The organism is Blautia sp. aa_0143, from assembly GCF_004167315.1.
Lineage (GTDB): Bacteria > Bacillota > Clostridia > Lachnospirales > Lachnospiraceae > Blautia_A > Blautia_A fusiformis.
The window spans coordinates 68,810-95,051 of sequence record NZ_RCXU01000002.1; the positions used below are offsets into that span (position 1 = coordinate 68,810).

The 26,242-nt window shown below is 42.5% G+C and carries 26 protein-coding genes and 1 pseudogene; 22 read left to right on the forward strand and 5 right to left on the reverse strand.

Going from position 1 to position 26,242, the window contains the following annotated elements; all coding sequences use genetic code 11:
• Positions 1-3 precede the first annotated feature (3 nt).
• From mreC to EAI83_RS01305, 7 genes are read left to right on the forward strand one after another with little or no spacing between them, the layout of a single operon-like run.
• Positions 4-900, forward strand: a complete 897-nt coding sequence (gene mreC, locus EAI83_RS01275) for a rod shape-determining protein MreC (protein ID WP_022427290.1) — start codon at positions 4-6, stop codon at positions 898-900.
• Positions 890-1,417, forward strand: a complete 528-nt coding sequence (gene mreD, locus EAI83_RS01280; protein WP_021652034.1) for a rod shape-determining protein MreD — start codon at positions 890-892, stop codon at positions 1,415-1,417. The genes mreC and mreD overlap by 11 nt, the downstream gene beginning before the upstream one ends.
• Complete coding sequence (locus EAI83_RS01285; RefSeq protein ID WP_110103139.1) at positions 1,402-4,299, forward strand: penicillin-binding transpeptidase domain-containing protein; 2,898 nt, start codon at positions 1,402-1,404, stop codon at positions 4,297-4,299. Before mreD ends, EAI83_RS01285 begins: the two co-directional genes overlap by 16 nt.
• Positions 4,300-4,356: 57 nt before the next feature.
• On the forward strand, positions 4,357-5,145 hold the full coding sequence (gene minD / locus EAI83_RS01290) for a septum site-determining protein MinD (RefSeq protein ID WP_118752708.1): 789 nt from the start codon (positions 4,357-4,359) through the stop codon (positions 5,143-5,145).
• Positions 5,146-5,190: 45 nt separating this feature from the next.
• The gene (minE, locus tag EAI83_RS01295) at positions 5,191-5,430 is read left to right on the forward strand and encodes a cell division topological specificity factor MinE (protein WP_015525127.1); all 240 of its coding nucleotides are present in this window, start codon (positions 5,191-5,193) and stop codon (positions 5,428-5,430) included.
• A gap of 3 nt (positions 5,431-5,433) precedes the next feature.
• Entirely contained in the window at positions 5,434-6,609 is a 1,176-nt protein-coding gene (locus EAI83_RS01300; protein WP_015525128.1) for an FtsW/RodA/SpoVE family cell cycle protein, read from the forward strand.
• Positions 6,606-7,772 carry a D-alanyl-D-alanine carboxypeptidase family protein gene (locus tag EAI83_RS01305; RefSeq protein WP_129974498.1) on the forward strand — a complete coding sequence of 389 codons (1,167 nt, stop codon included), beginning with the start codon at positions 6,606-6,608 and terminating at the stop codon, positions 7,770-7,772. Before EAI83_RS01300 ends, EAI83_RS01305 begins: the two co-directional genes overlap by 4 nt.
• 83 nt (positions 7,773-7,855) lie before the next feature.
• Here EAI83_RS01305 and EAI83_RS01310 read toward each other — a convergent pair whose 3' ends face one another.
• Complete coding sequence (locus tag EAI83_RS01310; RefSeq protein ID WP_129974499.1) at positions 7,856-8,365, reverse strand: hypothetical protein; 510 nt, start codon at positions 8,363-8,365, stop codon at positions 7,856-7,858.
• Between the two features lie 194 nt (positions 8,366-8,559).
• Between EAI83_RS01310 and EAI83_RS01315 the strand changes: the two genes are divergently transcribed.
• From EAI83_RS01315 to EAI83_RS01340, 6 genes are all read left to right on the forward strand, one after another.
• Positions 8,560-9,108, forward strand: coding sequence for a hypothetical protein (locus EAI83_RS01315; protein WP_015525131.1), 549 nt, complete (start codon positions 8,560-8,562; stop codon positions 9,106-9,108).
• Between the two features lie 42 nt (positions 9,109-9,150).
• Complete coding sequence (locus tag EAI83_RS01320) at positions 9,151-10,392, forward strand: DNA polymerase Y family protein (protein ID WP_129974500.1); 1,242 nt, start codon at positions 9,151-9,153, stop codon at positions 10,390-10,392.
• Positions 10,393-10,520: 128 nt separating this feature from the next.
• Positions 10,521-10,940, forward strand: coding sequence for a hypothetical protein (locus tag EAI83_RS01325; RefSeq protein WP_021652042.1), 420 nt, complete (start codon positions 10,521-10,523; stop codon positions 10,938-10,940).
• A 167-nt stretch (positions 10,941-11,107) separates the two neighbouring features.
• Positions 11,108-12,340 (forward strand): MYG1 family protein, encoded by a 1,233-nt coding sequence (locus tag EAI83_RS01330; protein WP_114001617.1) that lies wholly within the window; start codon positions 11,108-11,110, stop codon positions 12,338-12,340.
• A gap of 75 nt (positions 12,341-12,415) precedes the next feature.
• The gene (locus tag EAI83_RS01335) at positions 12,416-12,646 is read left to right on the forward strand and encodes a hypothetical protein (protein WP_015525138.1); all 231 of its coding nucleotides are present in this window, start codon (positions 12,416-12,418) and stop codon (positions 12,644-12,646) included.
• Between the two features lie 174 nt (positions 12,647-12,820).
• A complete protein-coding gene (locus EAI83_RS01340; protein ID WP_129974501.1) occupies positions 12,821-14,575 on the forward strand; it encodes an alpha-amylase family glycosyl hydrolase in 1,755 nt (584 codons plus the stop codon).
• 220 nt (positions 14,576-14,795) lie between these two features.
• On the opposite strand, the gene EAI83_RS01345 is transcribed toward EAI83_RS01340, so the two are convergent.
• Complete coding sequence (locus tag EAI83_RS01345; RefSeq protein ID WP_022427281.1) at positions 14,796-16,178, reverse strand: citrate/2-methylcitrate synthase; 1,383 nt, start codon at positions 16,176-16,178, stop codon at positions 14,796-14,798.
• 311 nt (positions 16,179-16,489) lie between these two features.
• On the opposite strand from EAI83_RS01345, the pseudogene EAI83_RS17810 reads away from it, so the two are divergent.
• The 9 genes and pseudogenes from EAI83_RS17810 to EAI83_RS01390 all read left to right on the forward strand — a co-directional run.
• Positions 16,490-16,675, forward strand: a pseudogene (locus EAI83_RS17810) (purine permease); the annotation flags it as partial.
• Positions 16,676-16,685: 10 nt separating this feature from the next.
• Positions 16,686-17,357: a response regulator transcription factor gene (locus EAI83_RS01355; RefSeq protein ID WP_059085856.1), complete on the forward strand. Its 672-nt coding sequence runs from the start codon at positions 16,686-16,688 to the stop codon at positions 17,355-17,357.
• Positions 17,354-18,364: a HAMP domain-containing sensor histidine kinase gene (locus EAI83_RS01360; protein WP_059085857.1), complete on the forward strand. Its 1,011-nt coding sequence runs from the start codon at positions 17,354-17,356 to the stop codon at positions 18,362-18,364. Before EAI83_RS01355 ends, EAI83_RS01360 begins: the two co-directional genes overlap by 4 nt.
• Positions 18,365-18,562: 198 nt before the next feature.
• Entirely contained in the window at positions 18,563-19,204 is a 642-nt protein-coding gene (locus tag EAI83_RS01365) for a GNAT family N-acetyltransferase (RefSeq protein WP_059085858.1), read from the forward strand.
• A 23-nt stretch (positions 19,205-19,227) separates the two neighbouring features.
• Positions 19,228-20,100 (forward strand): DegV family protein, encoded by an 873-nt coding sequence (locus EAI83_RS01370; protein WP_092070011.1) that lies wholly within the window; start codon positions 19,228-19,230, stop codon positions 20,098-20,100.
• Positions 20,101-20,274: 174 nt separating this feature from the next.
• Complete coding sequence (locus tag EAI83_RS01375) at positions 20,275-20,622, forward strand: hypothetical protein (RefSeq protein ID WP_015525145.1); 348 nt, start codon at positions 20,275-20,277, stop codon at positions 20,620-20,622.
• Between the two features lie 4 nt (positions 20,623-20,626).
• Positions 20,627-21,199 (forward strand): class IV adenylate cyclase, encoded by a 573-nt coding sequence (gene cyaB, locus EAI83_RS01380; RefSeq protein WP_021652052.1) that lies wholly within the window; start codon positions 20,627-20,629, stop codon positions 21,197-21,199.
• 390 nt (positions 21,200-21,589) lie between these two features.
• A complete protein-coding gene (gene rhaD, locus EAI83_RS01385; RefSeq protein WP_129974502.1) occupies positions 21,590-22,420 on the forward strand; it encodes a rhamnulose-1-phosphate aldolase in 831 nt (276 codons plus the stop codon).
• Positions 22,421-22,579: 159 nt separating this feature from the next.
• The gene (locus EAI83_RS01390) at positions 22,580-22,837 is read left to right on the forward strand and encodes a hypothetical protein (protein ID WP_092070005.1); all 258 of its coding nucleotides are present in this window, start codon (positions 22,580-22,582) and stop codon (positions 22,835-22,837) included.
• A gap of 221 nt (positions 22,838-23,058) precedes the next feature.
• On the opposite strand, the gene EAI83_RS01395 is transcribed toward EAI83_RS01390, so the two are convergent.
• The 3 genes from EAI83_RS01395 to EAI83_RS01405 all read right to left on the reverse strand — a co-directional run bounded on the left by EAI83_RS01395 (position 23,059) and on the right by EAI83_RS01405 (position 26,226).
• A complete protein-coding gene (locus EAI83_RS01395; protein WP_022427274.1) occupies positions 23,059-24,120 on the reverse strand; it encodes a tyrosine-type recombinase/integrase in 1,062 nt (353 codons plus the stop codon).
• Between the two features lie 232 nt (positions 24,121-24,352).
• Positions 24,353-24,802, reverse strand: a complete 450-nt coding sequence (gene dtd, locus EAI83_RS01400) for a D-aminoacyl-tRNA deacylase (protein WP_114001611.1) — start codon at positions 24,800-24,802, stop codon at positions 24,353-24,355.
• Positions 24,799-26,226 (reverse strand): AI-2E family transporter, encoded by a 1,428-nt coding sequence (locus tag EAI83_RS01405; RefSeq protein WP_044961815.1) that lies wholly within the window; start codon positions 26,224-26,226, stop codon positions 24,799-24,801. Before EAI83_RS01405 ends, dtd begins: the two co-directional genes overlap by 4 nt.
• Positions 26,227-26,242: the final 16 nt, after the last annotated feature.

Genomic DNA, 26,242 nt, shown 5'->3' on the forward strand with positions numbered 1-26,242 from the left:
ATAATGAAAAACATCCGAAAAAAAGTGCGTTTTCATTTTAATTTAAAAAGTAAACATCTTCTGGTAATCATGACATTTTTCTGTGGAAGCTGCATCGTAGCTACAGCAGCCTCCGGAACCTCTTCCGCACCACTTCAGGAAGCAGCCGGTTTTCTTATCGTTCCCTTTGAAAAGGGGATCGCCGGTGTCAGCGATATATTTGGAAATGTAAAAAACAATCTTCGTGATAAACAGGACGTGCTTCAGGAAAACGAAGAGCTGAAAAGTCAGATCAACAGTCTTACGGAACAGAATAACATCCTGATCCAGGACCAGACAGAGCTCACACGCCTGAAGGAACTTTACGATCTTGATCAGGAATATACCGACTATCCCAAGGTTGCCGCAAGGATAATCTCCAAAGATCCCGGAAACTGGTATGATACCTTTATGATCAACAAAGGCAGTAATAACGGGATCCGGGTTGATAACAACGTGATCGCCGGAAAGGGTCTTGTGGGTATCGTTACAGAAGTGGGACCTTCCTGGGCTACTGTCCGTTCCATCATCGATGACAGCAGCAATGTCAGTGCCATGGCAGTCAGTACTTCCGACAACTGCGTTGTCACTGGAGATCTGAAACTGATCGATGAAGGCAAATTAAGCTTTGAGCAGCTTTACGATCAGGATAACAAGGTAACAGTCGGAGAACGTATTGTCACCTCGAACATCAGTGAAAAATATGTGGAAGGACTGTTTATTGGTTATGTCAGTGAGATCCAGCAGGATCCCAATAACCTGACAAAAACAGGTACGATCGTTACACCGGTTGATTTCGGTCATCTGAAAGATGTATTTGTGATCACCACCAATAAACAGGACGCGATAGACAAATCGGAGGATGCGTCCAATGAAAAATAGGATTATATTATTTATCACTATCATTGTCTGTTTTCTCCTTCAGTGCACAGTAATGGACCGTATTTCCATTGGATCCATCACTCCAAATCTGCTTTTGATCCTGTGTGTATCCATGGGACTTATGCGTGGAAGAAAAGTCGGTCTGTGGACTGGATTTTTTTCCGGGCTTTTTGTCGATCTCTTTTATGGATCATTGTTTGGATTTTATGCACTGATCTATATGTATATAGGTTTTATCAGCGGCTATGCATTCCGCAGTTTTTATGATGATGATCTGAAAGTTCCGCTTTTTCTTGTAGCAGGAACAGATCTTCTTTATAATCTGGCTGTGTATGGCCTCCAGTTTCTGCTCAGAGGCCGTCTTGGATTCTGGACCTACATATACAGGATCATTATCCCCGAGATTGTATATACGGTTTTTCTCACCATCATCGTATACCGGGTATTTTACTGGATCAACTACCACTTAATGGATACTGTAAGGAAAGAAAGTGAGTCTATTTGGGAATTAAAATAAAAAAAATCATCAAAAAAATCCGTCTGAAACGTACTACAGTTCTTGTGATCGTATTTATTTTTCTGTCATCTGTCCTGGTCCGGCAGCTTTTCAGTCTGCAGATCATACAAGGAGAGGATTACATCAGTAAATTTCAGACACGTACCACCAAAACACGCGTGATCAAAAGCACCCGTGGTAATATTTATGACCGTAACGGCACAGTTGTCGCCTCCAATGTACTTGCATATTCTGTCACATTCGAAGATAGCGGTACATACAACAGCACCAGAGAAAAGAATCTGACTCTGAACGGTATCGCCTACCAGGTATTACAGATCCTTTCCAAAAACGGGGACAGCTTATCTGATAATTTTCATATTACCGTCAATGATCATGGCGACTATGCTTTTGATGTAGATGAAGGATTTACTCTTAACCGTTTCCGTGCGGATATTTACGGAGAAGCACAGATTGATGATCTCAGTGAGGAGCAGAAAAACGCAACCGCAGCCCAGATCATGGATCATCTTACCGGAAGCAGCGGATTTTCTATCGTTCTTTACGGAAAAGATGCCTACACCCCGGAAGAACTTGCCGCACATTCTCTTCCGGAAGAGCTTACCAAACAGGAAATCCTCGAAATTGCGATCATGCGCTATCAGCTGAACACCAACAGTTTCAAGAAATATATGCCGGTGACCATTGCAACAAATGTCAGTGAAAAATCTGTGGCAGCCATAAAAGAAAATCAGGCCGCTCTCCAGGGTATTGACATTGTAGAAGATTCCACCAGAAAATATGTGGACGATGAGAGTATGGCGCCGATCCTCGGTTACACAGGCCAGGCCTCTTCTGAGGAATTGGAAACCCTTCGTAAGGATAATCCTGATTATTCCAATGATGCGGTTGTTGGAAAAGCCGGAATCGAACAGTATATGGAGCTTGAACTTCAGGGAAAAGACGGAGAAGAAACGGTCACAGTTGATAATCTTGGTAAAGTCCTTGACATCGACAATTCTAAAACTGTTGATCCTGTGGCCGGAAACGATGTTTATCTGACCATTGATTCCGACTGGCAGAAGAGTATTTACCAGATCCTGGAACAGCGTGTTGCTGGTATTGTCCTCTCTAAACTGACACCGAATAAAAGCTTTGATTATGAAGCAGAGAAAGATGCAAGTAAGATCACCATCCCAATCTATGATGTATACAATGCACTGATCGCAAACAGTGTGATCGATATCAATAAATTCAGTGATGCAGATGCTTCCGACACAGAAAAAAATTTATACGTCAAATTTCAGCAAAAACAGCAACAGGTTTTTGATACAATAAGTAACAGGCTGACAGGCGACAATCCTCCAGCCTATAAGGATGAAGATACGCAGATGCAGGAATATCTTACCTATATCTGTGATGATCTTCTTACCAATACCTTGAAGGTACTGAAAAGTGATTCCATTGATACCGCGGATGAAACATACAAAGCCTGGAAAAATGATCAGAGTATCAGTCTGAAGGATTATCTGAACTACGCTGCCAGTCAGAACTGGATCGATATTTCCCAGATCTCAACCTCCGGAGAATATCTGGATTCTGAAGAGATCTATCAGGCTCTTACCGCCTATATCATTGATTACCTGAAAACAGATACAGGCTTTTCAAAGCTTCTGTATAAATATATGCTTCAGGAAGACACCATCAGTGGAGAAGATCTGTGTCTTGTTCTCTATGAACAGGGCGTTCTTTCCAAAGAAGACGAGCTGTATCAGACAATGGCCTCCGGTGGTCTTGATGCCTACACCTTCATGTATCGCAAGATCGCAAATCTTGAGATCACACCGGCCCAGCTTGCGTTGGCTCCGTGCTCTGCATCTGCGGTGATCACAGATACTACAACCGGAAATGTTCTCGCATGTGTTTCCTATCCGGGATATGATAATAATCGTCTGACCAACAATATGGATACTGATTATTATGCAAAGCTTTCCACAGATCTTTCCAGCCCGTTCTTCAACAAGGCAACACAGCAGAAGACGGCTCCAGGATCTACCTTAAAGATCTTATCTACTGTTGCCGGCATGTCTGAGGGCGTAATAGATGATGGCACATATATTGAATGTACAGGAAGCTTTGACCTTGTAACACCTCCGATCAACTGCTGGAATAAACAGGGCCACGGTTCTCTTGATATCCGTGAAGCCATTGAGCAGTCCTGTAACGTATTTTTCACTACGATTGGTTTCGAACTTGGTAAAGATTCCGAAGGTAACTTTTCTGAAGCCAGAAGTCTTGGAATGCTTCAGAAATATGCTTCCCTCATGGGATTGGATCAGAAAACCGGCATTGAAATTTCCGAAGCTTCTCCGCAGGTTTCTGACAAAAACGCCGTCCCTTCCTATATTGGACAGGGTACCAATGCGTTTACGACCAGCCAGCTTGCACGTTATGCGTCAACGATCGCCACTTCCGGTACGATCTATAAGCTTTCCCTTCTGGACCGTGTGACGGATTCCAAAGGAAAACTTATAAAGGAATATCCTTCCGAAACAGCTGGACAGCTGGATCTTTCCAGCAATATCTGGGATGACATCCATGACGGTATGTATCGTGTGGTGCAGACTCATGATCAGTTTAACAGACTTGGAGTTGAAGTAGCAGGAAAAACCGGTACTGCCGAGATTGACTATTATCATCCGAACAATGCACTTTTTATCGGATATGCGCCTGTTTCTGATCCCAAGTACGCAATATCTGTACGAATCGCAAACGGATATGCATCCGGTAATGCCTGCCTTGCAGCTAATGATATCTTTAAATACATTTTCGGACTTGCAGATGAAAGCACCATTCTCACTGGCTATGCAGCAAGCGATACCAGTAATGTATCGAATGACTAAACAAACTTTATGAGGATACCAGAAGTGTGGAACATTTTATAGGAGGAATCAGAAAACATGAGTGAAGTCATTGTCATTACATCTGGAAAAGGCGGTGTTGGAAAAACCACCACCGTGGCAAATATCGGGACCGGACTGGCTGCCATGGGAAAAAAGGTTGCAGTTGTAGATACCGATATCGGACTCCGAAATCTGGATGTTGTCATGGGACTGGAGAACCGTATTGTTTATAATCTGGTTGATGTGATCAATGGGAGCTGCCGCCTGAAACAGGCACTGATCCGGGATCGTCGGCATTCAGAACTGTATCTTCTTCCGTCTGCCCAGACCAAGGACAAAACTGCCGTATCTCCGGAACAGATGATCAAGCTTACCGATGATCTCCGGGAAGAATTCGATTATGTCCTTCTGGATTGTCCGGCAGGAATTGAACAGGGATTCAAAAATGCAGTAGCCGGAGCGGACCGTGCACTGGTCGTGACCACACCGGAAGTTTCCGCGATCCGGGATGCAGACCGTATCATCGGGTTGCTGGAGTCCGGAGGGCTCCGTGATATCCGGCTGATCATCAACCGGCTTCGACCGGAAATGATCGCCAGAGGTGATATGATGTCCGTAGAAGATGTGTTGGAAATCCTGGCTGTAGATCTGATCGGTGCGATCCTGGATGATGAACAGATCGTAATCTCCACAAATCAGGGAGAACCTTTATCCGGAAAAAATTCCCAGGCAGAAGAAGAGTATCGCAATATCTGCCGGAGGCTTATGGGCGAAGAGGTCCCTTATGTTACTGTGCGTCGAAAAAATGGTGTATTCCACCGTCTTGGCAGCATTTTTCGAAAATAACAGACGCTTTGCTGTCTGACATTTTTCATCACAGGAGGAATGATTATGGGATTTTTCTCCGGGAAAAACCACTCTGCAGGCTATGCACGCGACAGGATGAAGCTTCTTCTTGTATCGGAACGCATAGACTGTTCTCCACAGATGATGAAGCTTTTACGGAACGATCTGATACATGCCGTAAAAAAATACGTTGTAATTGATGAACCAGGGGTGACCATACAGATCACACAGGAACCACCTGTTCTGCATGCAGTCATACCCGTACTTAAGAAAAGAGATGCATAATTTATGATTAAACAGTATAAGCTGCGGTTTTACAATTTTCGACTGGTGATCTTTCTCCTGGCGATCAGCTTTATTGGAATTCAGCTTGTAGGAACAGCTGCCGACTACCTTCGCACACGTCAGCTTCTGGGTGTGATCATCGGTGTAGTCTTTATGCTGATCCTTTCACTGATGGATTATTCCTGGCTGCTGAATTTTCAATGGATCATGTATGGATTTAATATCGTTATGCTTCTGGCTGTCCGGTTCTTCGGATCCAGCGCCAATGGTGCTGCCAGATGGGTGGATTTAGGTTTTATCCGTTTCCAGCCTACCGAGCTTTCAAAGATCATCATCATCCTGTTTTTTGCCAAATTTTTTATGGATCATGAGGAAGATCTGAATACCTTAAAGACTCTGATACAATCAGCTGTCCTTCTGGTCATCCCACTGATGCTGATCTATGTACAGCCGGATATGAAAAACACCATCACCGTAACAGTCCTGTTCTGTATTCTGATCTACATCGCAGGACTTAGTTATAAGATCATCGGAGGTGTAGCCTTGATCGCGATTCCTCTGGCCATCATCTTTCTGTCCATTATCGTGCAGCCGGATCAGAAACTGATACAGGATTACCAGAGAAACCGTATCATGTCATTCCTGTATCCGGAGAACGAAGAATACGCAGATGATATTGAACAGCAGAACAACTCAAAAACAGCCATCGCCTCCGGAGAGCTTGTGGGACGTGCTTTCAGTAATGACACCAGTGTTACATCCGTAAATGATGGAAACTTTGTTTCTGAGAATCAGACCGACTTTATTTTTGCAGTGGCTGGAGAGCAGTACGGATTTATCGGCTGTACTCTGATCGTACTGCTGCTGTTTCTGATCACCTTTGAATGTATCCGTATGAGCCTGCGGGCCAAGGATCTTGCCGGTAAGATCATATGCTGCGGTGTTGGAAGCATTGTTTCCATACAGAGCTTCATCAACATCTGTGTTGCTACCGGCCTTGCACCAAACACAGGTACTCCGCTTCCTTTTGTAAGCTATGGTCTTACTTCTCTGATCAGTCTGTTTATGGGTATGGGACTTGTTCTCAATGTAGGACTGCAGAGCAGTGCATATAATAAAGAATTACAGAAAAAAGGTCAGAAATCGGATACCTACTTTCGGAAAGAGGAATACTTATGACACGTAAAGAACCTGTAAAAAATCATGTACGTTCTGGCAATCCTTCCAGAGGTCAGGCTTCCCGGGCTGCACATACAGCTTCCAAGGGGACAAAAAGAACTTCCACGCCGTCTGACGGAACTGTTTCTGCCAGACGTAAAGCTCAAAATACCCGGATAAAACGGATGCGTCGCAAAAGGATTCGCAACACCATTTTTCTCCTTCTTCTGCTGATCGTACTATGCACAGCTGGCGGTTTTGGTGTTTACATGCTGAAGGGCGGAGATTTTTCCACTCCTGCAAATTCTTTCAATGCATTCTCCGAGTTTGATAATACTCTGACTTCCAAAGAAGAGCAGCGCGCGGCAGGTTTCGCCCATGATTTCTGTGTTGTTACAAAAGATGTTGCTCTGGATTCTGTCAGTCTGGATGACAGCCAGTCCGGTGTGCTTCTGAATCTCAGTGATAAAAAGGTACTCTATGCAAAAGGTGCCTACAACAAGGTTTATCCTGCCAGCATCACAAAGATCATGACAGCTATGCTTGCACTGAAATATGGAAACATGGACGATACAGTAACGATCTCACAGGAGAATGTTACCCTGGAATCCGGTTCTCAGGTAGCTGGTTTCCAGGCGGGAGATCAGGTTACCATGGATCAGCTTCTTCATTGTCTTCTTGTTTATTCTGCCAATGATGCAGCATCTGCCATTGCGGAACATATAGGTGGATCAACAGATAAATTTGTAGAGATGATGAACAGCTTTGCTGCAGAACTTGGCTGTACAGGAACTCACTTTACCAATCCCCATGGTCTTCAGGACGAAAATCATTATACAACGCCTTATGACATTTATCTGATGCTGAAAGAAGCCTTGAATTATCCGGAGTTTACAGACATCACACAAATGGCATCTTATACAGTTAGCTATAAGCATTCCGATGGCTCCGATGCAAGTGCTACCTTACCCGCTACAGATCATTATCTTACCGGAGAGGCAGCAACTCCTAAGGATGTCACTATCCTTGGAGGAAAAACAGGAACAACCGATAAAGCCGGTAACTGTCTGGCACTTTTAAGCCAGAATGCTTATGGGAAGCCATTTATTTCCATCGTCATGGGTGCGTCCTCAAAGGATGTTCTTTATCAGGAAATGACATCCTTGCTCCAGAACATCAACTGACAGGATTCCATACAAAAAACAAAAAAGCAGATCTGTTTGAAATTTTATTTCGCAGATCTGCTTTTTTATTCTTTTTTTTACATTCAGTTAATTTCTACTGTATCATCGGTGCCATCACTGCCGGTATCTTCGGTCTCACTGCTATCAAGATCCGTATCCGAAGTACCACTGTAATCATTGTCATCGACCACTTCACCTGAGCCACTGTCCGGATCTTCATAATTGCCTGCGTCTTCACCGGTTCCACCTGAAGTATCCGAGGTATCTACTCCATTGGCTTCACTATCCGTATTGCCGTCGTAAGAATTATCACCTGGATCATAAGTCGGCTCTTCCGTATAGGAATCTCCGTCCCCAGTATCGTCAGAACTCTCGGGCTCACTGCTGTAGCTGTCCTCTGTATAGATTGGAAAATCCGCATCAGCAGTTCCCTCTGATGTAGAATCTGTAACAGGCTCCGCCGCATTATTATCCGGAATAGCAGTAAGATGAGAAACCGTTCCATCCTTTGGGACGACGATATAGATTCCCAGCATCACGATACATAATGCCATGGCTAATCCGGCAATCTTCATTTCTTCCATATGTTTCATCGCTGATGATCTCCCTGTCGTTTTTTTGTATTATAGCACAGAATCACTCATATTTGTAAAACAGCCATGTATTTCTTTTGTTTTTCTGTAACAGTTCCCGAAATTTATTTCGCGATCATATAGACACACTTTCTCTGGGTGTTTATAATAAATAATCATATTTATTCATAACTTAAAGAAAGGCGTAACATTTTATGGGCGACTGCATTACCACATATACTGGAAAACATTTTGATCCGACACATCCGGACGAAGAGCTGATCTGCATTGAGGACATTGCACACGCACTTTCTCTTCTATGCCGCGGAAATGGTCATGTAAGGACTTTTTTCTCTGTAGGGCAGCACTGCATCCTTTGTGCCAAAGAAGCCGAAGCACGTGGCTATTCCGGCCGTCTTATACTGGCGTCCCTTCTTCACGATGCCAGCGAATGTTATATGTCCGATGTTCCAAGACCATTTAAGAAAAGTCTTCCTGAGTATCGGAAACAGGAGGAAGCTCTTTTAAACATTATCTATCAGAAATATCTGGGATCCGGACTTTCTGCCATAGAAGAGCAGAAGCTGAAGGAGATCGACAATGACCTGCTCTGGTATGACCTGAAATATCTTCTGAATGAAACACCGGACACTCCAAAACCGGTTGTCCATGTTCCGATCCAATACCGGCAATACCCTTTTTCACAGGTAGAAGAGGAATATCGGAACCTTTTTGATCAGCTGTCTGCAAAAATCTGTAAATAGATATAACAGACACACTTTATACAATTGAAAGAAGAACCCTATATGGAACGATTGATTTTTCATGTTGATGTAAACAGTGCTTTTCTTTCCTGGGAAGCAGCAAAAAGAGTAAAGATGGGACTTCCGGATCTGAGAGACATCCCTTCCTGTATTGGCGGAGACCCCAGTAAACGTACCGGCATCGTTGTCGCCAAGTCCATTCCTGCAAAAAAATACGGAATCCAGACAGGAGAGCCTATGGCTATGGCTTTTCGCAAATGTCCGAATCTTGTGGCCGTTCCATCTGACTTTGAATTATACGATAAATGTTCCAGAGCCTTCAAAAAAATCTGTGGGTCCTATGCACCGGTAATGGAATCCTTTTCCATTGATGAGGTTTTTCTGGATATGACCGGAACCTCCTATATTTACCCGGATCCAGTGGCAACTGCCCATGAGCTGAAGGATAAGATCCGTACAGAACTCGGCTTTACCGTAAATATCGGCATCTCCACCAATAAACTTCTTGCAAAAATGGCCTCTGATTTCGAAAAGCCAGATAAGGTGCATACTTTATTTCCGGAAGAAATCCCTGTAAAAATGTGGCCTCTTCCAGTGAGAGAGCTTCTTTTTCTTGGCAGATCCTCTGAAAAAAAACTGCAGGACGCAGGGATCAGAACCATAGGCGATCTGGCTCATGAAAAAAAAGCAAAGATACAGGCACTTCTCGGTGAAAAAGCAGGACAGCAGTTATATCAGTATGCCCGTGGCCTTGATGACTCCCCTGTGAAAGCAAAAACTGATGAAGCAAAAGGATTCAGTCTGGAAACTACATTTAACGATGATCTGGTCTCACTGGAGCAGGCACTTCCGATCCTGCTGGAACAATGCGATATTCTGGCCGCCCGCATGCGCCGCAAAAAGAAAAAATGCACCTGCATTTCTGTAACCTTCCGTACCCTGGATTTTCGAAACAAATCTCATCAGACTAAACTGCCAAATGCCACCGATATCACAGAAGAGATTTACAGAAATGCCCAAAACCTCTTTCAGGAGTCCTGGATGAGACAGCCACTCCGGCTCCTGGGAGTATCACTGACCGGTCTTACGGATGATTCCTTTGAACAGCTGTCCTTTTTTGAGAATACTCACAAGAAGGAACGCCAGCAGAAACTGGATGCAGCACTGGATTCCATCCGTCTGAAGTACGGAAACGACAAGGTTACCCGGGCCAGTATCATGAACAGCACTGCCCGGATCGGAAGGAAAGCAAAAGCACAAATGGAAAATGAAAGAGAGCAGTAAGGCTTGATTAAAATTACCAGTTTTTTTCAAAAAGCCCTTGCAATTTTATTCACAATGCACTATAATTTGAAGCATATCAATAGCAATTTTATTCAAAATTATTATATGTGTCTAAGGAGGAAAACAGGATGGTTGAACTGATCGTAGGAAAGAAAGGCAAAGGAAAAACAAAAGTACTATTAGACAAAGTAAACGGAGCTGTTAAGGACGCCAACGGCAGTATTGTTTACTTAGACAAGAGCACCAAGCACATGTATGAGCTGAACAACAAGGTCCGCCTTATCGATGTTTCCGGATTTCCGGTTAAAAATGCGGACGAGTTTGTAGGATTTATCTGTGGTATCCTCTCTCAGGATCATGATCTGGAGCAGGTATATCTGGACAGCTTCCTTACAACAGCCAAGCTTGAAGGAAAGGATGCAACCGAAACACTGGATCAGTTAAGTGCCATCGGTGAGACCTTCAAAGTTTCCTTTATTATCAGTATGTCTCTGGATAAAGAAGAAGTTCCGGAAGCATATCAGGATAAAATTATCTGCGCATTATAATAAAATTGAATATGAACGTCCTATTTTGTACATAAAGCATAAAAGAACGTAAATTTTTAAAGGGATCTGTCCTCAGGACGGATCCCTTTTTAACTGTAGGAAACTTTGTTTATTCTTCATTTCTGTGGTATACTGAAGAGCAGAATAAACACACAGGAGCGTTTCATATGAATCATTTACTGGAAAAAATCAAACAAAAAAATGCATCCGCATTCACCCACAGCGGGAAATTTCACGCAGACGATGTTTTTTCTGCCGCTCTGCTTTTATATCTGAATCCCGAGATCACCATCACACGTGGAAACCAGGTTCCTGAAAACTATGAAGGTCTTGTTTTTGATATTGGCAGAGGACAGTATGATCATCATCAGAAAGACAGCCGTATCCGCGATAATGGCGTCCCATATGCGGCCTTCGGCCTTCTCTGGGAGAAGCTTGGACCGGAAATCCTAGGTGAGGAGCTGGCACTAAAATTCGATGAATCCTTTGTCCAGCCTCTGGATATCAATGATAATACCGGTGAAAAAAATGAACTTGCCACACTGATCGGCAATTTTAATCCGGGATGGGATTCCAAAAGCAGCAATGACGAAGCCTTTTTCCAGGCAGTCAGTGTGGCAGGTATGATCCTGGAAAATAAATTCGAGCGTTACCTTGGAAATGAACGTGCAGACAGACGGGTGGAAGAAGTTCTTACAGAACATGCTGCTTCCCTGGCTTCGGGCGATACCCCGGCAGAAAATACCAATATCCTTATACTTCCGGAATTTATTCCCTGCCAAAAACGCCTTTCGGAAACTAACATTGCTTTTGTGATCTTTCCGTCCAACCGGGGCGGTTACTGTATCCAGCCACAGAAAAAAGAATATTCCATGAATTACAAATGCAGTTTTCCTTCTTCCTGGCTTGGCCTGGAAGGCGAAGAGTTATCTTTGGTAACCGGTCTTAAAAGTGCAGCCTTTTGTCATAAAGGAGGATTTCTCATGACCTGCGGAACCCTTGAGGATTCTGTTCTTGCCTGCAGGAGCAGTCTTGCCGCCTTCCATGAAGAAGCTGTGATCGTAAGCCTTGGCGGAAATAAAGAAACAGACATGCTGCTTCAAAAGCTTCCGGATCTTTCTTCTGCCAGGATCGTACATCTGCCGGTTCCCCAATTACCGGAGCTGACTCTGAACGGAATCTACGGAGAACTCTCCATGGAAAAGACAGAATGGAAAAGCTTTATAAAAGACAGGATTAAAGAAATCCTCCGCTACAAACCGGAAGCAGTTTTTGCAGATAATGCCATGTTTTCCCTGTATCCCATCGTTCATGCTCTGCGAAAAAAACATATTCCCGTTCTTACAGCAGTAGAAAAAGACGGACAGAAGCTTCTGGTACGGATCCCATCCGGTTCTTAAAGATCTTAAACATGTAATTAATTGTATTTACAGATATATTCACATTGCGTATTTATACAGAAAGAAGGCATGTTTATGCGAGAAGAAAAATTTAAAATGGAAAGACAGGGGCTGATACAGGTGGGAGATAAAGTAAAGATCTCCGAATTTCTCTCTGCCACAAACTACAGCTATATCATTGAGCCTGCAGTAGCCATGTCTGGCTGCTACAGAAACGCAGACCGCATCAGATCCAAAGAGGGGATCATCAAAAGCATTGAGCATACGCCACGCGGCTTTATAGTTACTGCAGAATTTGACGAATAAACATATGTCCATCAGGTAAGATCCGGCAATTAGCAATATGCCGGATTTTTCGCTGAAAAACTGGCTGATTTATTCTGGATTATATTATAGGAATCTGGTATTATAGAGAAGATATTTGTGTAATTTCTCTAATTATCAGGAAATTGCAAATTTTTAGAACAGAGGTGTAATATTATGAGCTGGTACAACGAAGCAATCTTCTACCATATTTATCCACTTGGACTTACAGGCGCTCCAAAAGAAAATGATTACGGAACTCCTGTACATCGACTGAACACACTGCTGCCGTGGATTGACCACATCAAAGAGATCGGATGTACTGCCTTATATATAGGGCCGCTTTTTGAAAGTGTCGGACATGGCTATGAGACAACCGATTACAAAAAACTGGATTCCCGTCTTGGAACCAATAAAGATCTCACCAATTTTGTAAAAGCCTGCCATGAAAAAGGCATCCGCGTGATCTTTGATGGTGTATTTAACCATACAGGCCGTGATTTCTTCGCTTTTAAGGATATCCAGAAAAACCGTGAGCATTCCCCTTACGTTAACTGGTACTGCAATGTAAATTTCGGCGGAAATACCGAATATAATGACGGTTTTTCCTATGAAAACTGGGGTGGATACAATCTTCTTGTAAAGCTGAACCAGCGCAATCCGGAAGTACAGAACTATATCTGTGATGTGATCCGTTTCTGGGTTTCCGAATTTGATATTGATGGAATCCGCCTGGATGCCGCTGATGTTCTGGATTTTGATTTCATGCGTATTCTACGTCATACCGCAGATGAGGTTAAGAAAGACTTCTGGCTTATGGGAGAGGTCATTCACGGAGATTACAGCCGCTGGGTAAACGGACAGACTCTTCACAGTGTAACCAACTATGCCCTTCACAAGGCACTTTACAGCGGACATAATGACCACAACTATTTTGAAATTGCTCATACAGTAAAATATCTTCAGAATATGGGAGATCTGGACCTCTACAATTTCGTGGACAACCATGACGTAGAGCGAATTCATACCAAATTGCAGAACAAAGCACATTTTGCTCCTGTACATGTACTTCTTTATACTTTACCTGGCGTTCCAAGCATTTATTACGGCTCAGAATTTGGTATTGACGGAAAAAAAGAAAAATTTTCCGATGCCAGCTTACGTCCGGCACTTGATCTTAACGATTATGCGGATGCTGCAACAAAGAACCCATGTACTGCACTGATCGCAGCCCTCGGAAAGGTCCGCCAGGGAACTCCTGCATTAAGCTATGGTTCCTACGCAGAACTGGCTCTTACAAACCGTCAGTTTGCCTTTGCAAGAGATCTGGAAGGCATACGAGTGATCGTTACTGTGAATAATGATGACAGTGATTCAGAGATGAACCTTCCAACAGGAAGTGCTCCGGAATACGTAGGTGCCCTCACAGGTCAGAAGGTTTCCGCACAGGGCGGACGGATCCGTGTCCGTGTTGCAGCAAACAGCGGTGAGATCTGGCTTCCTGCAGGAGATATGCCGGAATATAAGCCGGTTCAGACTAATGTTCTGGAAACTGCCGTAGCAAAAGAGAACGAAAACGCTGCATCTGAGGCAGAAGAGGAGCAGGCGGCTGAAAACAGCACTGTAACAGAAGCTGCCCCGGAAAAAGAAGCTTCAAACGCTGAAAATACAGATAAAGCTTCTGACAATACAGCAAACGCAGCGGATATTCCGTCAACTCCTGAAGCAGAATCCTCCAATACACAGGAAACGGAAACGGTCACTGCGCCAAATCCGCACAAAGCACCAGAAGAAATGACAGTAGGCGAACTTCAGGCTGCTATCCTTGCAAAAATGGCAGGAAACGGACCCGTAGATGACCAGATGAAAAAGACCGTATACGACAACATCTGGCATGATTCTCTTGTAAACTGGCTGAAGAGCTTCCGATAGGAAAGGAATAATAAAGTAAGATTCCATAAAAAACAAGGCAATCCGATCATATCTTATGCGGTGAGCCTTGTTTTTTTGTGAAAACAGATATTTATTTTACATAATATATATTATGTATAGTTATGATTCTGTTTTTCTGTAATTTAGGAGAACAAAAAAACAGCAGAGATTTCCAACTTAAATAGGTCAGAAATCCCCACTGCTTTTATCATTCTGTTTATTATCTCTCATCAAAAGGTACAAAATCTGCATGATGCCCCACATACTTATAAGCAGGACGGATGATCTTATTGGCACTGATCAGCTCTTCCAGACGATGTGCACTCCAGCCAGGCATACGTGCGATGGCAAAGATCGGAGTAAAAAGTTCTTCCGGAATACCAAGCATTGAGTAAACGAAGCCACTGTAGAAGTCAACATTTGCGCAAACATTTTTGAACAGCTTTCTGTGTTCCATGACCAGTTTTCCGGCAATACCCTCAACCTTATCATAGAGCTTAAATTCATCTATCATTCCTTTTTCCTCTGCAAGAGCCTGTGCAAAACGTTTCAGGATCACTTCTCGCGGATCGGAGAGTGTATAAACTGCATGTCCCATACCATAGATCAGACCTGCATGATCAAATGCTTCTTTATTCAGTATTTTCTGCAGATATGCTGTGATCTCCTCATCACTTTCCCAGTCCTTTACATTGGCCTTCAGATCTGTAAACATGTTCTGGACCTTCAGGTTGGCACCACCATGACGCGGTCCCTTCAGTGAACCGATGGATGCAGAGGTAGAAGAGTAGCTGTCTGTTCCGGAAGATGTTACTACATGTGTGGTAAAAGTAGAGTTATTACCACCGCCGTGCTCTGCATGAAGTACAAGTGCGATATCAAGGACCTTGGCCTCAAGCTCTGTATAATTGCCATCCGGACGAAGCATCAGAAGGATATTCTCGGCAAGTGAAAGCCCCTTCTGCGGATTGCGGATAAAAAGTGTCTCGTCTTTACGGAAATGACGGTATGCGTGATAGGAGTAAACCGCGATTTCAGGAAGCTTAGCGATCAGTTCCAGAGACTGGCGGAGTACATTCTCCACAGAAATATCTTCCGGGTTATCATCATATGTATAGAGAGCAAGTACGCAGCGCTCCATAGCATTCATAATATTGGCATTGGTTCCCTTCATGACAACGTCACGGACAAAACGTCCTCCCAGATCCTCCATGTCAGAAAGAAGCTCAAGAAATCTGGAAAGCTCTTCCTTGCTGGGAAGCTTACCGAAAATCAGAAGATAGATCGTCTCCTCAAAACCAAAACGTCTGTCCTTCAGTCCGTTTACGATATCCTGCACATCGATTCCCCGGTAATACAATGCACCGTCTGCAGGAATACGTCTGCCATTGACCAGCTTATAGCCGGTAACATCGGAAATCTCAGTAAGACCTGTGAGAACACCTTTACCTGCGGAATCACGAAGTCCTCTTTTTACATCGTATTCCACATAAAGGTTGGGATCGATGTGATGATTCTCTACCAGTTCCTTTTCAAAGAATTTCATTCTGCCTTTCAGCTGTTCGGAGTCCTCCAGACTCATCATTTCATGCTTTTTTTCCATAATCTTTTTCCTCGTTTCCCCATTGTATATTAAAAAACACTGATACAGTTAAGATTGGTTACATCTTTGTAATCAGTGTTCGGGTATGGCATACATTTGTGTTTACCTGGTTAATAATTCTACAGTAAAAGTTTCGAAAATGCAAGAGGGTATTTCTTTTTTTCGTGTATAAATATTCATAATATGACCTAATTCATCTATTATTACATTTATTCATCAAAATCCGTCTGGTTTCCACAACGAATCTATGTTATGATTATTCCGTAATTTTTCTTATAATAGTAGTTTGTTTCACATCGGACTGCTGCCGCCTATCTCTTTCTCTTGCTGTCGGAATCGGATTCACCACAGCAAGTGAGAGCGGGATCTGGGATATTTTCCCGTCGATCATACAGTCCGTTTTTGCGTAAAATGTAGTTGCTGTTGTATTTATCATATCCATTGTTTTAAGCTGTATCCTGCCTGAAAACATGGACATTGAAAAGATCAAGGAATAGGGATGTAAAAATGTTTAAAATTCTCATTGCGGAAGATGACCTGGAACTCCGCCAGCTTTTCCGGCATGTCCTCTTAAAAAACGGTTATACAGTAAAAGGGGTCTCTGACGGGCAGGAAGCGCTGGATGCCCTGGAAAAAGATTATTACGATCTGATCATTTCGGACATAATGATGCCCAACATGGATGGCTATGAACTGGTCCGCTCACTCAGAGATGCCGGAGATTCCATTCCTGTACTTATGGTCACTGCCAAAGATGCTTTTGATGATATGCGTATGGGATTTCTGTCCGGTACCGATGATTATATGGTGAAACCGGTCAATATCAATGAACTGGTTTTGCGGGTAGGTGCACTTCTCCGCAGAGCACAGATGATCAATGAGCGGAAACAGCGAATCGGAGATACCATTTTGGAGTGCGATTCCCTGACGGTCTCCACCTCCTCGGAAAGTATGGTACTTCCTCAGAAAGAATTCATGCTCTTATATAAGATGGTTTCTTTTCCGGGAAAAATCTTTACCCGGCAACAGCTTATGGATGATATCTGGGGATATGATTCCGCAAGCGATGCCCACACAGTAGATGTCCACATTGGAAGGCTTCGGGAACGCTTTCGCGATAATCCGGATTTTAAGATCGTGACGATCCGTGGAGTTGGATATAAGGTGGTAAAGGCATGAAAAAGAAACTCTTCATAAATTTAAGCATTCGTTTACGTTTTATCTTTATGATCATGTTGGAGCTTGTCTGTGTATCTCTGATATCCTGGCTTGTTATGGATGTACTGCATATTTCAGCTGTTCCGAACATCGTATGGATCATCCTGGCCAGCGTGACCGCAGGGGGTGTCCTTAACAACTTTCTCAGTATCCGGTATTTCGGTCCTGTACTAAAGCTGAAAAAAGCCATGCAACAGGTTGCTGAAGGCGATTTTTCCGTCCGACTGGAAACGGAAAAGCAAATGAAGGAAATCCGGGATATTTATTCTAATTTCAACCTGATGGTCCAGGAACTGGAAGCAACGGAGATTCTGCAGACAGACTTTGTTTCCAATGTTTCCCACGAATTCAAAACTCCCATCAGTGCTATTGAGGGTTATGCAACTCTGCTGCAGGATGATGACATGCCTATATCAGAAGAGCAGGAGCAGTACATCAGCAAAATCCTTTTTAACACCAGAAGGCTTTCCCACCTGGCAGGAAATATCCTGTTGCTGTCCAAGATCGAACACCAGTCGATCCAGACCCGTCAGAACTGGTACCGTCTGGATGAGCAGATCCGACAATCCATTGTTATGATGGAACCGAAATGGTCAGAAAAAGAAATTGAATTTGATGTGGACATGATGGATGTGGAGTATCTTGGAAACGAAAATCTCATCTGTCATGTATGGGACAATCTGCTTTCCAATGCTATCAAATTCAGTCCCTGTGGTGGTACGATCTATATCCGGATGATGCCGGAAGGAGAAAAGATCCGTTTTTCTATAGAAAACGAAGGTCCCCAAATCAGTGAATACTCCATGAAACATATCTTTGACAAATTTTACCAGGGCGACAGTTCCCATAAACAGGAGGGAAACGGTCTTGGACTTGCCCTTGTAAAACAGATCCTGAACCTGTGTAAGGGAACCGTTTCCGTGGAAAATATTCCCGGAAGCGGCTGTCGTTTTACTGTTATACTGTAAAACAAATATTTTACACATATCCATAAAACCAAAAAACAGCGGACACCTTATTTTTCATAAGGTTCTTCCGTTGTTTTTTATTTATATAGACTTTTTCATAAACTTCAACAATTGTTGAGAAACAGTTGATGTTAAGTTGCAGATCATCTTTTAAAGTATAGGATAGTTATTTATGAAAAAATACAGGAGATATGGACTATGTTATTAAAAAAAGCACCTGCCTACCGGAAAGCAGAAAAGGAAGATTTTTCAATAATCCGGGAATTTATCCGAAGAAATTATAAAGACCGCTGGGAGTTTGAGGAAACACATACCGAAAAACGTCTGACCAGACTTTTCTTTTACACCTATATGATATACAGAGATAGCGTTACCGTGGCAACCTACCGTGATCAGGTAGTTGGGGTGCTCATTACCGGTAAAGAATCTCATGGCCATTTTGCCCCGGTTTTCCGTTTGAAAAAAGGCTATCATTTCCTGCGCCTGAAGTTTACTAAGGAAGGCCGGAAGAATCTGGAGCATTTTAACAAACTTCAGGATATGAAAAAACAATTGACTGTTTCCCCGGAGAAACCGACTCCCGGAAATATCCTCTTTCTTTATGTAAGCAAAGATTACCGCAGAAACGGAATCGGTACCGGGCTTCTCAAACAGATTTCAACAGAGAAGGATACGGATTATTCCATATATATGGACCAGCTGGATCAAAGAACCTTTATGGAAAGTCATGGTTTCGTAAAGAAAAACGAGGTTTCCCAGATGCGGGAGCTGAACAAAAAACGTTTCCGGGAAAGTGTAGCTCTTTATAAAAAAGAACCGCGTTGCGAAACACATTCATAAATTACGCAGGAGATAAATGGAAAATGAAAAAAATTGGAATCATGGCTGACAGCCACAGTGGCATTTTAAAACAAGAAGCAGAGGAACTGGATATTCATGTCCTTCCCATGCCTTTTTATCTGAATGGAGAACTGTTTCATGAAGACCTGGATTTTTCCAGAACAGGATTTTATGAGAAGCTGCGTGAAGGAGCAGATGTTTCAACTTCACAGCCTTCCCCACAGGAAGTTATGGAAATGTGGGACGAAATGCTTTTATCTTATGATCAGATCCTCTACATTCCGTTGAGCAGTAGTTTAAGCGGTTCCTGCATGACTGCTGCCGCCTTGTCTCAGGAACCCAAATACGAAAACAAAGTATTTGTGGTAGATAACGGGCGTGTTTCCACCCCCCTTCACCGTTCCATTCTGGATGCGATAGACCTGGTGGAAGATGGATATACAGCACCGCAGATCAAGGATATTCTGGAAGCTTCCCGTGAAAAAACCGTGATCTATGTCGGATTAAGCACACTGGAATATCTGAAAAAGGGAGGCCGTATCAATACCACTACAGCACTGGCCGCAAATCTTCTCAATATCAAACCGGTTATGAAATTTGGAACCGGTAAACTGGATGTTTTCCAGAAATGCAGAGGCATGAAAAAATCAAGAAAAGCCATGATCGATGCTATGCACAGAGAATTGGAAACAACTTTCAAAAAAGAATATGATGCCGGAAAAGTATATCTTATGGCTGCCTCCAGCAGCACTGCGGAAGTTACCGCGGACTGGATCTCACAGATCCGGGAAAGCTTTCCGGGAATGGATGTGATGTGTGATGATCTTTCCCTTGGACTTTCCTGCCATATTGGCCCAGACGGACTGGGAATCGGATGTTCCTGCATGCCTTTATAAAAAACGTCTCAATATTTTCTGCAAATAATCCAGGGTTGTGGTATGATATTGTTATCAATACATAACAGGCAGATTTTATCTGTTATTATAGCACTTCCAACCATTCATGTTCTGCACAGCTGAACTTGATGCAGTAATTTCTGGGAGTGCTATGATCAGAAGGGAGAAATTATCATGGCAAAAACAATTAAAGAATTAACACAGGATCTTCTTCAGGCACCATCTGCATGCAAAGAAGTAAAAGAAGCGGCACAGAATTATCTGGATGCGGCAGGAACTGAGAAAGAAGCAGATGCGGCAACTGCTTACGTAAAAGAGCTGGAAGCAGATATCATGCCCATCGACGGACTGATCTCTTTTGCAGGTTCTGACATGGGTGCACAGGTATTTGGCGCAGATGACGCAAAAAAGATCCTGGCTCATGCTGAGGAGATCAAAGCTTCCGGTGCAAAATACTGTGACTGCCCAGCATGTGCAGCCTGCGAAGCACTTCTGAACAAAAAAGCAGAAATTCTGAAGTAATCACATGGCCCAGTTTGAAATTGAGATCAAGCTTCCATTAAAGAATCTTAAGGAAACCCTGAAATTTCTGACAGATCAGGGATTTCAGGAGACAGCACAGATCCAGGAAGAAGATACCTATTTTAACAGTGTCTATCATGATGTAAAAAAACGTGATGAAGCACTGCGTATCCGAACAAGCACAGACTGCAGATCCGGTATTTCTAAGACTCAGATTAATTTTAAGGGGCCCAAACTGGATAAAATCTCCATGTCCCGAATGGAACTGGAAACAGAAGTATCCGATGCAGAAGTGCTTAAAAATATTCTCATCCATTTGGATTTTTCTCCGGTAGCGTCTGTCATGAAAACGCGAAAGTATATGAAATGTGGCAGATTTACCGCCTGTCTGGATCAGGTAGAGGGACTTGGAGACTTTCTGGAGCTTGAGGTGATCGCAGAGCAGGAAAGTGAGCGGAAAGAAATTTTATCCAAAATGGAAGATCTGCTTGCCATATTGGGATATCACATGTCGGACACTGTACAGACTTCTTATCTCAGTATGCTTCCGAAAAAATTAAATAAAAATCTTTTTTAAACCAGCAGGAATATTTTCGTGTGAGTATCTAAGGTACAGAATACGGAAATGTTCCTGTTTTTTCTTTTCTTACAATTCTTCGGCGTTCCAAGTTTATCTATCATACTATAAATCCCACATCACAAAGCAACACCAAACCACATTCAATGTACATGTCATTACTATTGACCACTCGTGATTTTTGTTGCTTTATGTTTATTTTTATGTGGTTTATTGAATGTTTACAAGATTTTTTGCATTTTACATGTGGATTTATTGATATTTTTTCAAAAAAGCCCTTTACAAATCCACACAATCGGGCATATAATAAAGTCACAAACAACAAGAAAGCATATTGAAGCAATCGCAAACCCAACAATAAACCACATTTAAACACGGAGGAAATATATTATGAAAATTCTTGAATCTAAATTCGTACAGGGCTTTATCAAAATGGCAGATGATGGATATAAGCAGGGGTGGCATGAAAGAAACGGCGGAAACTTAAGCTATCGTCTGAAAGCAGAAGAAGTGGAAATGATCCGCCCACGACTGAACGCCCCCGGAGAATGGACCCCCATCGGTGTTGAGGTTCCGGGACTTGCCGGAGAGTTTTTCCTGGTAACAGGAAGCGGTAAATATTTCCGTAATATCATCGTTGACCCGGAAGTATGTCTTGCGATCATTGAGCTTGACGAAACAGGAACCAACTACCGTATCCGCTGGGGTCTTGTGGAAGGCGGTCGTCCGACCAGTGAGCTTCCAACTCATCTGATGAACCATGAAGTAAAGAAAAAACTTACCAACGGTAAACATCGTGTTATTTACCATGCACATACCACCAATACCATTGCACTTACCTTCGTTCTTCCCCTGGATGACAAGGTATTTACCCGTGAACTCTGGGAATCCGCAACTGAGTGTCCGGTAGTATTCCCGGATGGTGTAGGTGTCATCGGATGGATGGTTCCAGGTGGAAGAGAAATCGCGATCAAAACCGCTGAACTGATGAAAAAATATGATGTTGTTATCTGGGCGCATCATGGTATGTTCTGCTCAGGCGAGGATTTTGACCTGACCTTCGGACTTCTTCATACCGTTGAAAAATCCGCAGAGATCCTGGTTAAGATCTTATCCATGGCTCCACAAAAGCTGCAGACTATCACACCGAATAACTTCCGCGCCCTTGCAAAGGATTTCAAAGTAACTCTGCCGGAAGAATTCCTTTACGAGAAAAAATAAATTCTTCGGCTACACAGTTTTATATTATATAACTGTACTCCTATCTGAAACTTTATCAGAAACAACCAAATATTTGCTGATTTTTGCTGATAAATCTGGTATGATAAAAACATATCTGGTTTATCAGCCAATTAATTTCAGAAAGGATATGGATAAGGTATGGAAGAATTATATAAAGCGATCGAAGAGAAGATCAAGGCAAGCGGATACCCGCGAAAGATTTCCGGAGAGGAAGTTTACGACGACATCTGCGATCAGATTGATGGGAAAGAGAATGGAAGCTATGTGCTGCTTTCCAAATTTGATGATGATGTGATCTTTGAATATCATATCTCAATTATGGACAGTGAATTTAATCTGGGTGTTCTTACCATGCGTACTCCGGAGGGTGTATTCGAGACAGATTTTGATAAATAAGTTAAGTACGGATTTTGATTTTGGGTCATGGATATAATACAGATGTCCATAATCACTGCTTAAGGTTTTTTGAACCCTACAGGGAATTTGAGATTTTCTTGATCTGATTAAATATATAGAGGCAGTTGATTTACATAATTTATATTATGTGAACTAACTGTCTCTATATTTATATGCAATGCATGTCAAACGAATCAGTTGCTCCGCAGTCCCATTATTCATCAGTCCTCGCGAAGACGTACCGCCTTGGCCGCCTGACGCCGTCTAGCATCATCCAGAGCCGCATAATGCTTCTTAGTAGTATTGACATCCTTATGACCCAAAACATCCGCTACAAGGTAAATATCACCGGTTTCCTGGTACAGGGCAGTACCATAGGTGCTGCGAAGCTTATGCGGGGTGATCTTTTTTGTAGTTGTGATCTCCCTGGCATATTTTTTAACCAGATTCTCGATAGCCTGAACACCGATCCGGCGGCGTTGGGTAGAATAGAAGAGAGCGTGTTCATGGCCTGCCAGAGGCGTAATATTCTCCCTGACTTCCAGATATTTCTTCAATGCTTTTTCTACTTCAGGACCAAAGTATACAACCATTTCATTTCCGCCTTTTCGGGTAACTTTGATTCCATTGTTTTTGAAGTCTACATCCTCAACATCCAGTCCGACACATTCCGATACTCGGATCCCGGTACCAAGAAGGAGAGTAACAATAGCAAGATCTCTGTCCTTCGTTTTTTCATGGTACATCCGTTTCTGCCCGGTCAGCGTATCTCCGCAATGCTCAATATAATCCAGCAGCATGGCAACCTCATCTGTATCCAGACGAATAATATTCTTATCATGGATCTTGGGCACATCGATCAGAACAGACGGGTTGGTGGTGATCATTTCATGTTTATAATAGTAAGCATAAAAACTTCTTAAAGCAGAAATTTTACGTTTGACGCCACGTTCACCATTTGTTTCCGTTTTGGAAGAGTCCGCGGATTTATAAACTTTGAGAAATTCTTCATATTCCTCAAGATCAACAGCCTTGACCTGATCCAGAACATCAACTGTGAAATCCGACATGGTTTTGTCTTTGAACATTGGATTTTGCTCCAGTAAAAACTGAAAAAATATACGAATGTCATATGCATAGGAAATTCTGGTCTTGGTTGTAGTCGTTGCATCAATAGCCCGGAAATAATCCCTGCAAAATGGCGGAAGCGTTTTTAAAACCTCACGGAGTTTTAAAGTATTGTCAATGTCATTTTGTTCGTGGTAAGTAATTTTGTTATCCATAAAAACTCCTTAATATATAAATTTTACATAATTTGCAGGAAATACCTGAAACACCTGAAACACCTGTTAAAAGAAGTGTTTTTACACTCATCTATATCTATACGACAAACCCGAGTTTTTCAAATAGATAGGTAGTATAAACAGCTACTTCCTGCAAAATTGCCTGTTTTTGATAAATTTTCAAGTAAATAAAGTGCCTCCTTATGGAAGCACTTTTTATTATTATTTGTCGTTACCCTCTGAGGCTTTCATCAAAAATAACGGTAAACGGTCCGTCATTTTCCAAAGATACTTTCATATCTGCACCAAAAATTCCATGTTCTACAACCGGAACCTGTTTACTGGCTTCCGAAATAATATATTCATATAATTTATTTGCTTCATCCGGTGCACCGGCTTCTATAAAGCTTGGACGGTTTCCCTTACGGCAGTTTGCATATAAGGTAAACTGTGAAACCAAAAGCAATTCCCCGTTTACATCCGCCAGGGACAAATTGGTCTTTCCATTTTCATCCTCAAAAATACGAAGTCCCAGAAGCTTTTTCAGATACCAGTCTGCATCCTCTTTGGTGTCCTCACGGCCAACGCCGATCAGAACAAGAAACCCTTTTCCGATTTTTCCGACAATTTCTCCGTCTACTTTGACTTCTGCATGATTTACACGCTGAATTACAAATTTCATAACCTGTTCTTCCTCCGTCTCCGTCTGTTTTTCTGCTTCAATCGAAAGCCTATATATTTCGCCTGAATAAATTTAACTAAAAATGTAAACATTCGTTTAATTTCATCCCAAGCCCCGGACCAGATTCTGTTTTTTTCCGCTTTTACTGTAACTTCCTGTGCTTTTGATACGGATTTTTTCACTGGCATTGGCAGGACCTTTCCGGAAACGGGGTCTACACAATCAATATCTCTATAAAACTCAGCATCTGCAGACATATCTTTTTCATCAAGACTACGTCCGATCAGCTTCCATACAGCAGCATTCAGCACAGCAAATACCGGAACTCCAACGATCATTCCCGGAACTCCAAATAAACCACCACCGACCATGATTGCAACAATAACCATAAAGCTGGACAATCCGGTCGACTCACCCAGGATCTTTGGTCCAAGGATATTTCCGTCAAACTGCTGAAGGATCAGAATAAAGATCAGGAAATACAAGCTCTGAATGGGATCTACCAGCAAAATAAGAAGAAAACACGGAACTGCTCCCAAATATGGCCCGAAAAACGGAATAACATTTGTAACACCGACGATCACACTGACCAGAATCGCATATGGGGTTCCGATGATCGATGTTCCAACATAACACAATACACCGATAATTGCGGAATCCAGGATCTTTCCGCTGATAAATCCACCAAAGGTTTTATGCGTAAAACGCATGGAATGAACAAGAAAGGTTGCCCATTTGGTTGGAAGAACTGCATAAACAGCCATTTTTGCCTTGGCAACAAATCCCTCTTTATCCGCCAGTATATAAAGAGATACGATCGCTCCAATAAGGAAATTCTTCAGAAAAACAAGAAGATCCAGAAAGCTTGCGGATATATTTTTCATCATAAACTGCATCTGGGGAAGGATCGTATTTGTCAGATACTCCTGTAATCTGCTGGAATACTGATTGATCTGGCTGATCATATCCGGATTCAGTTTCCATCCCTTTTCCACGACGGAATTTAACCAGTTTTCCACTACACTTACGTAATGAGGAAAACTGTAGATAATATTCATGATGCTTCGAATCAATTGAGGAAGGATCATCATGACAAGGGCATAAATGACCAGAAACATAAGAAATACAGAAAGGATCACACAGATCCAGCGTACTACTTTCCTCCCCTTTTTCTGAAGTGCTTTATTCCTTTTTTCAAAAATCGGAAAAATGATCTTCCGCTCCAGAAAATTAACAATGGGGGTTAGCAGATATGCTATGGCAGCTCCGTAAATGATCGGCGCCATAATACCGAAAAATGTTTTAATTCCGGTGATCAGAGATTTCATATGGAAAATCCCATAATAAAATAAAATACTGGCAGCAATAACCAGAAATGCAGTCACACCTAACTGCACATAACGATGGTTCCAACGAATTTTCATAGTAATTTCCTCCACC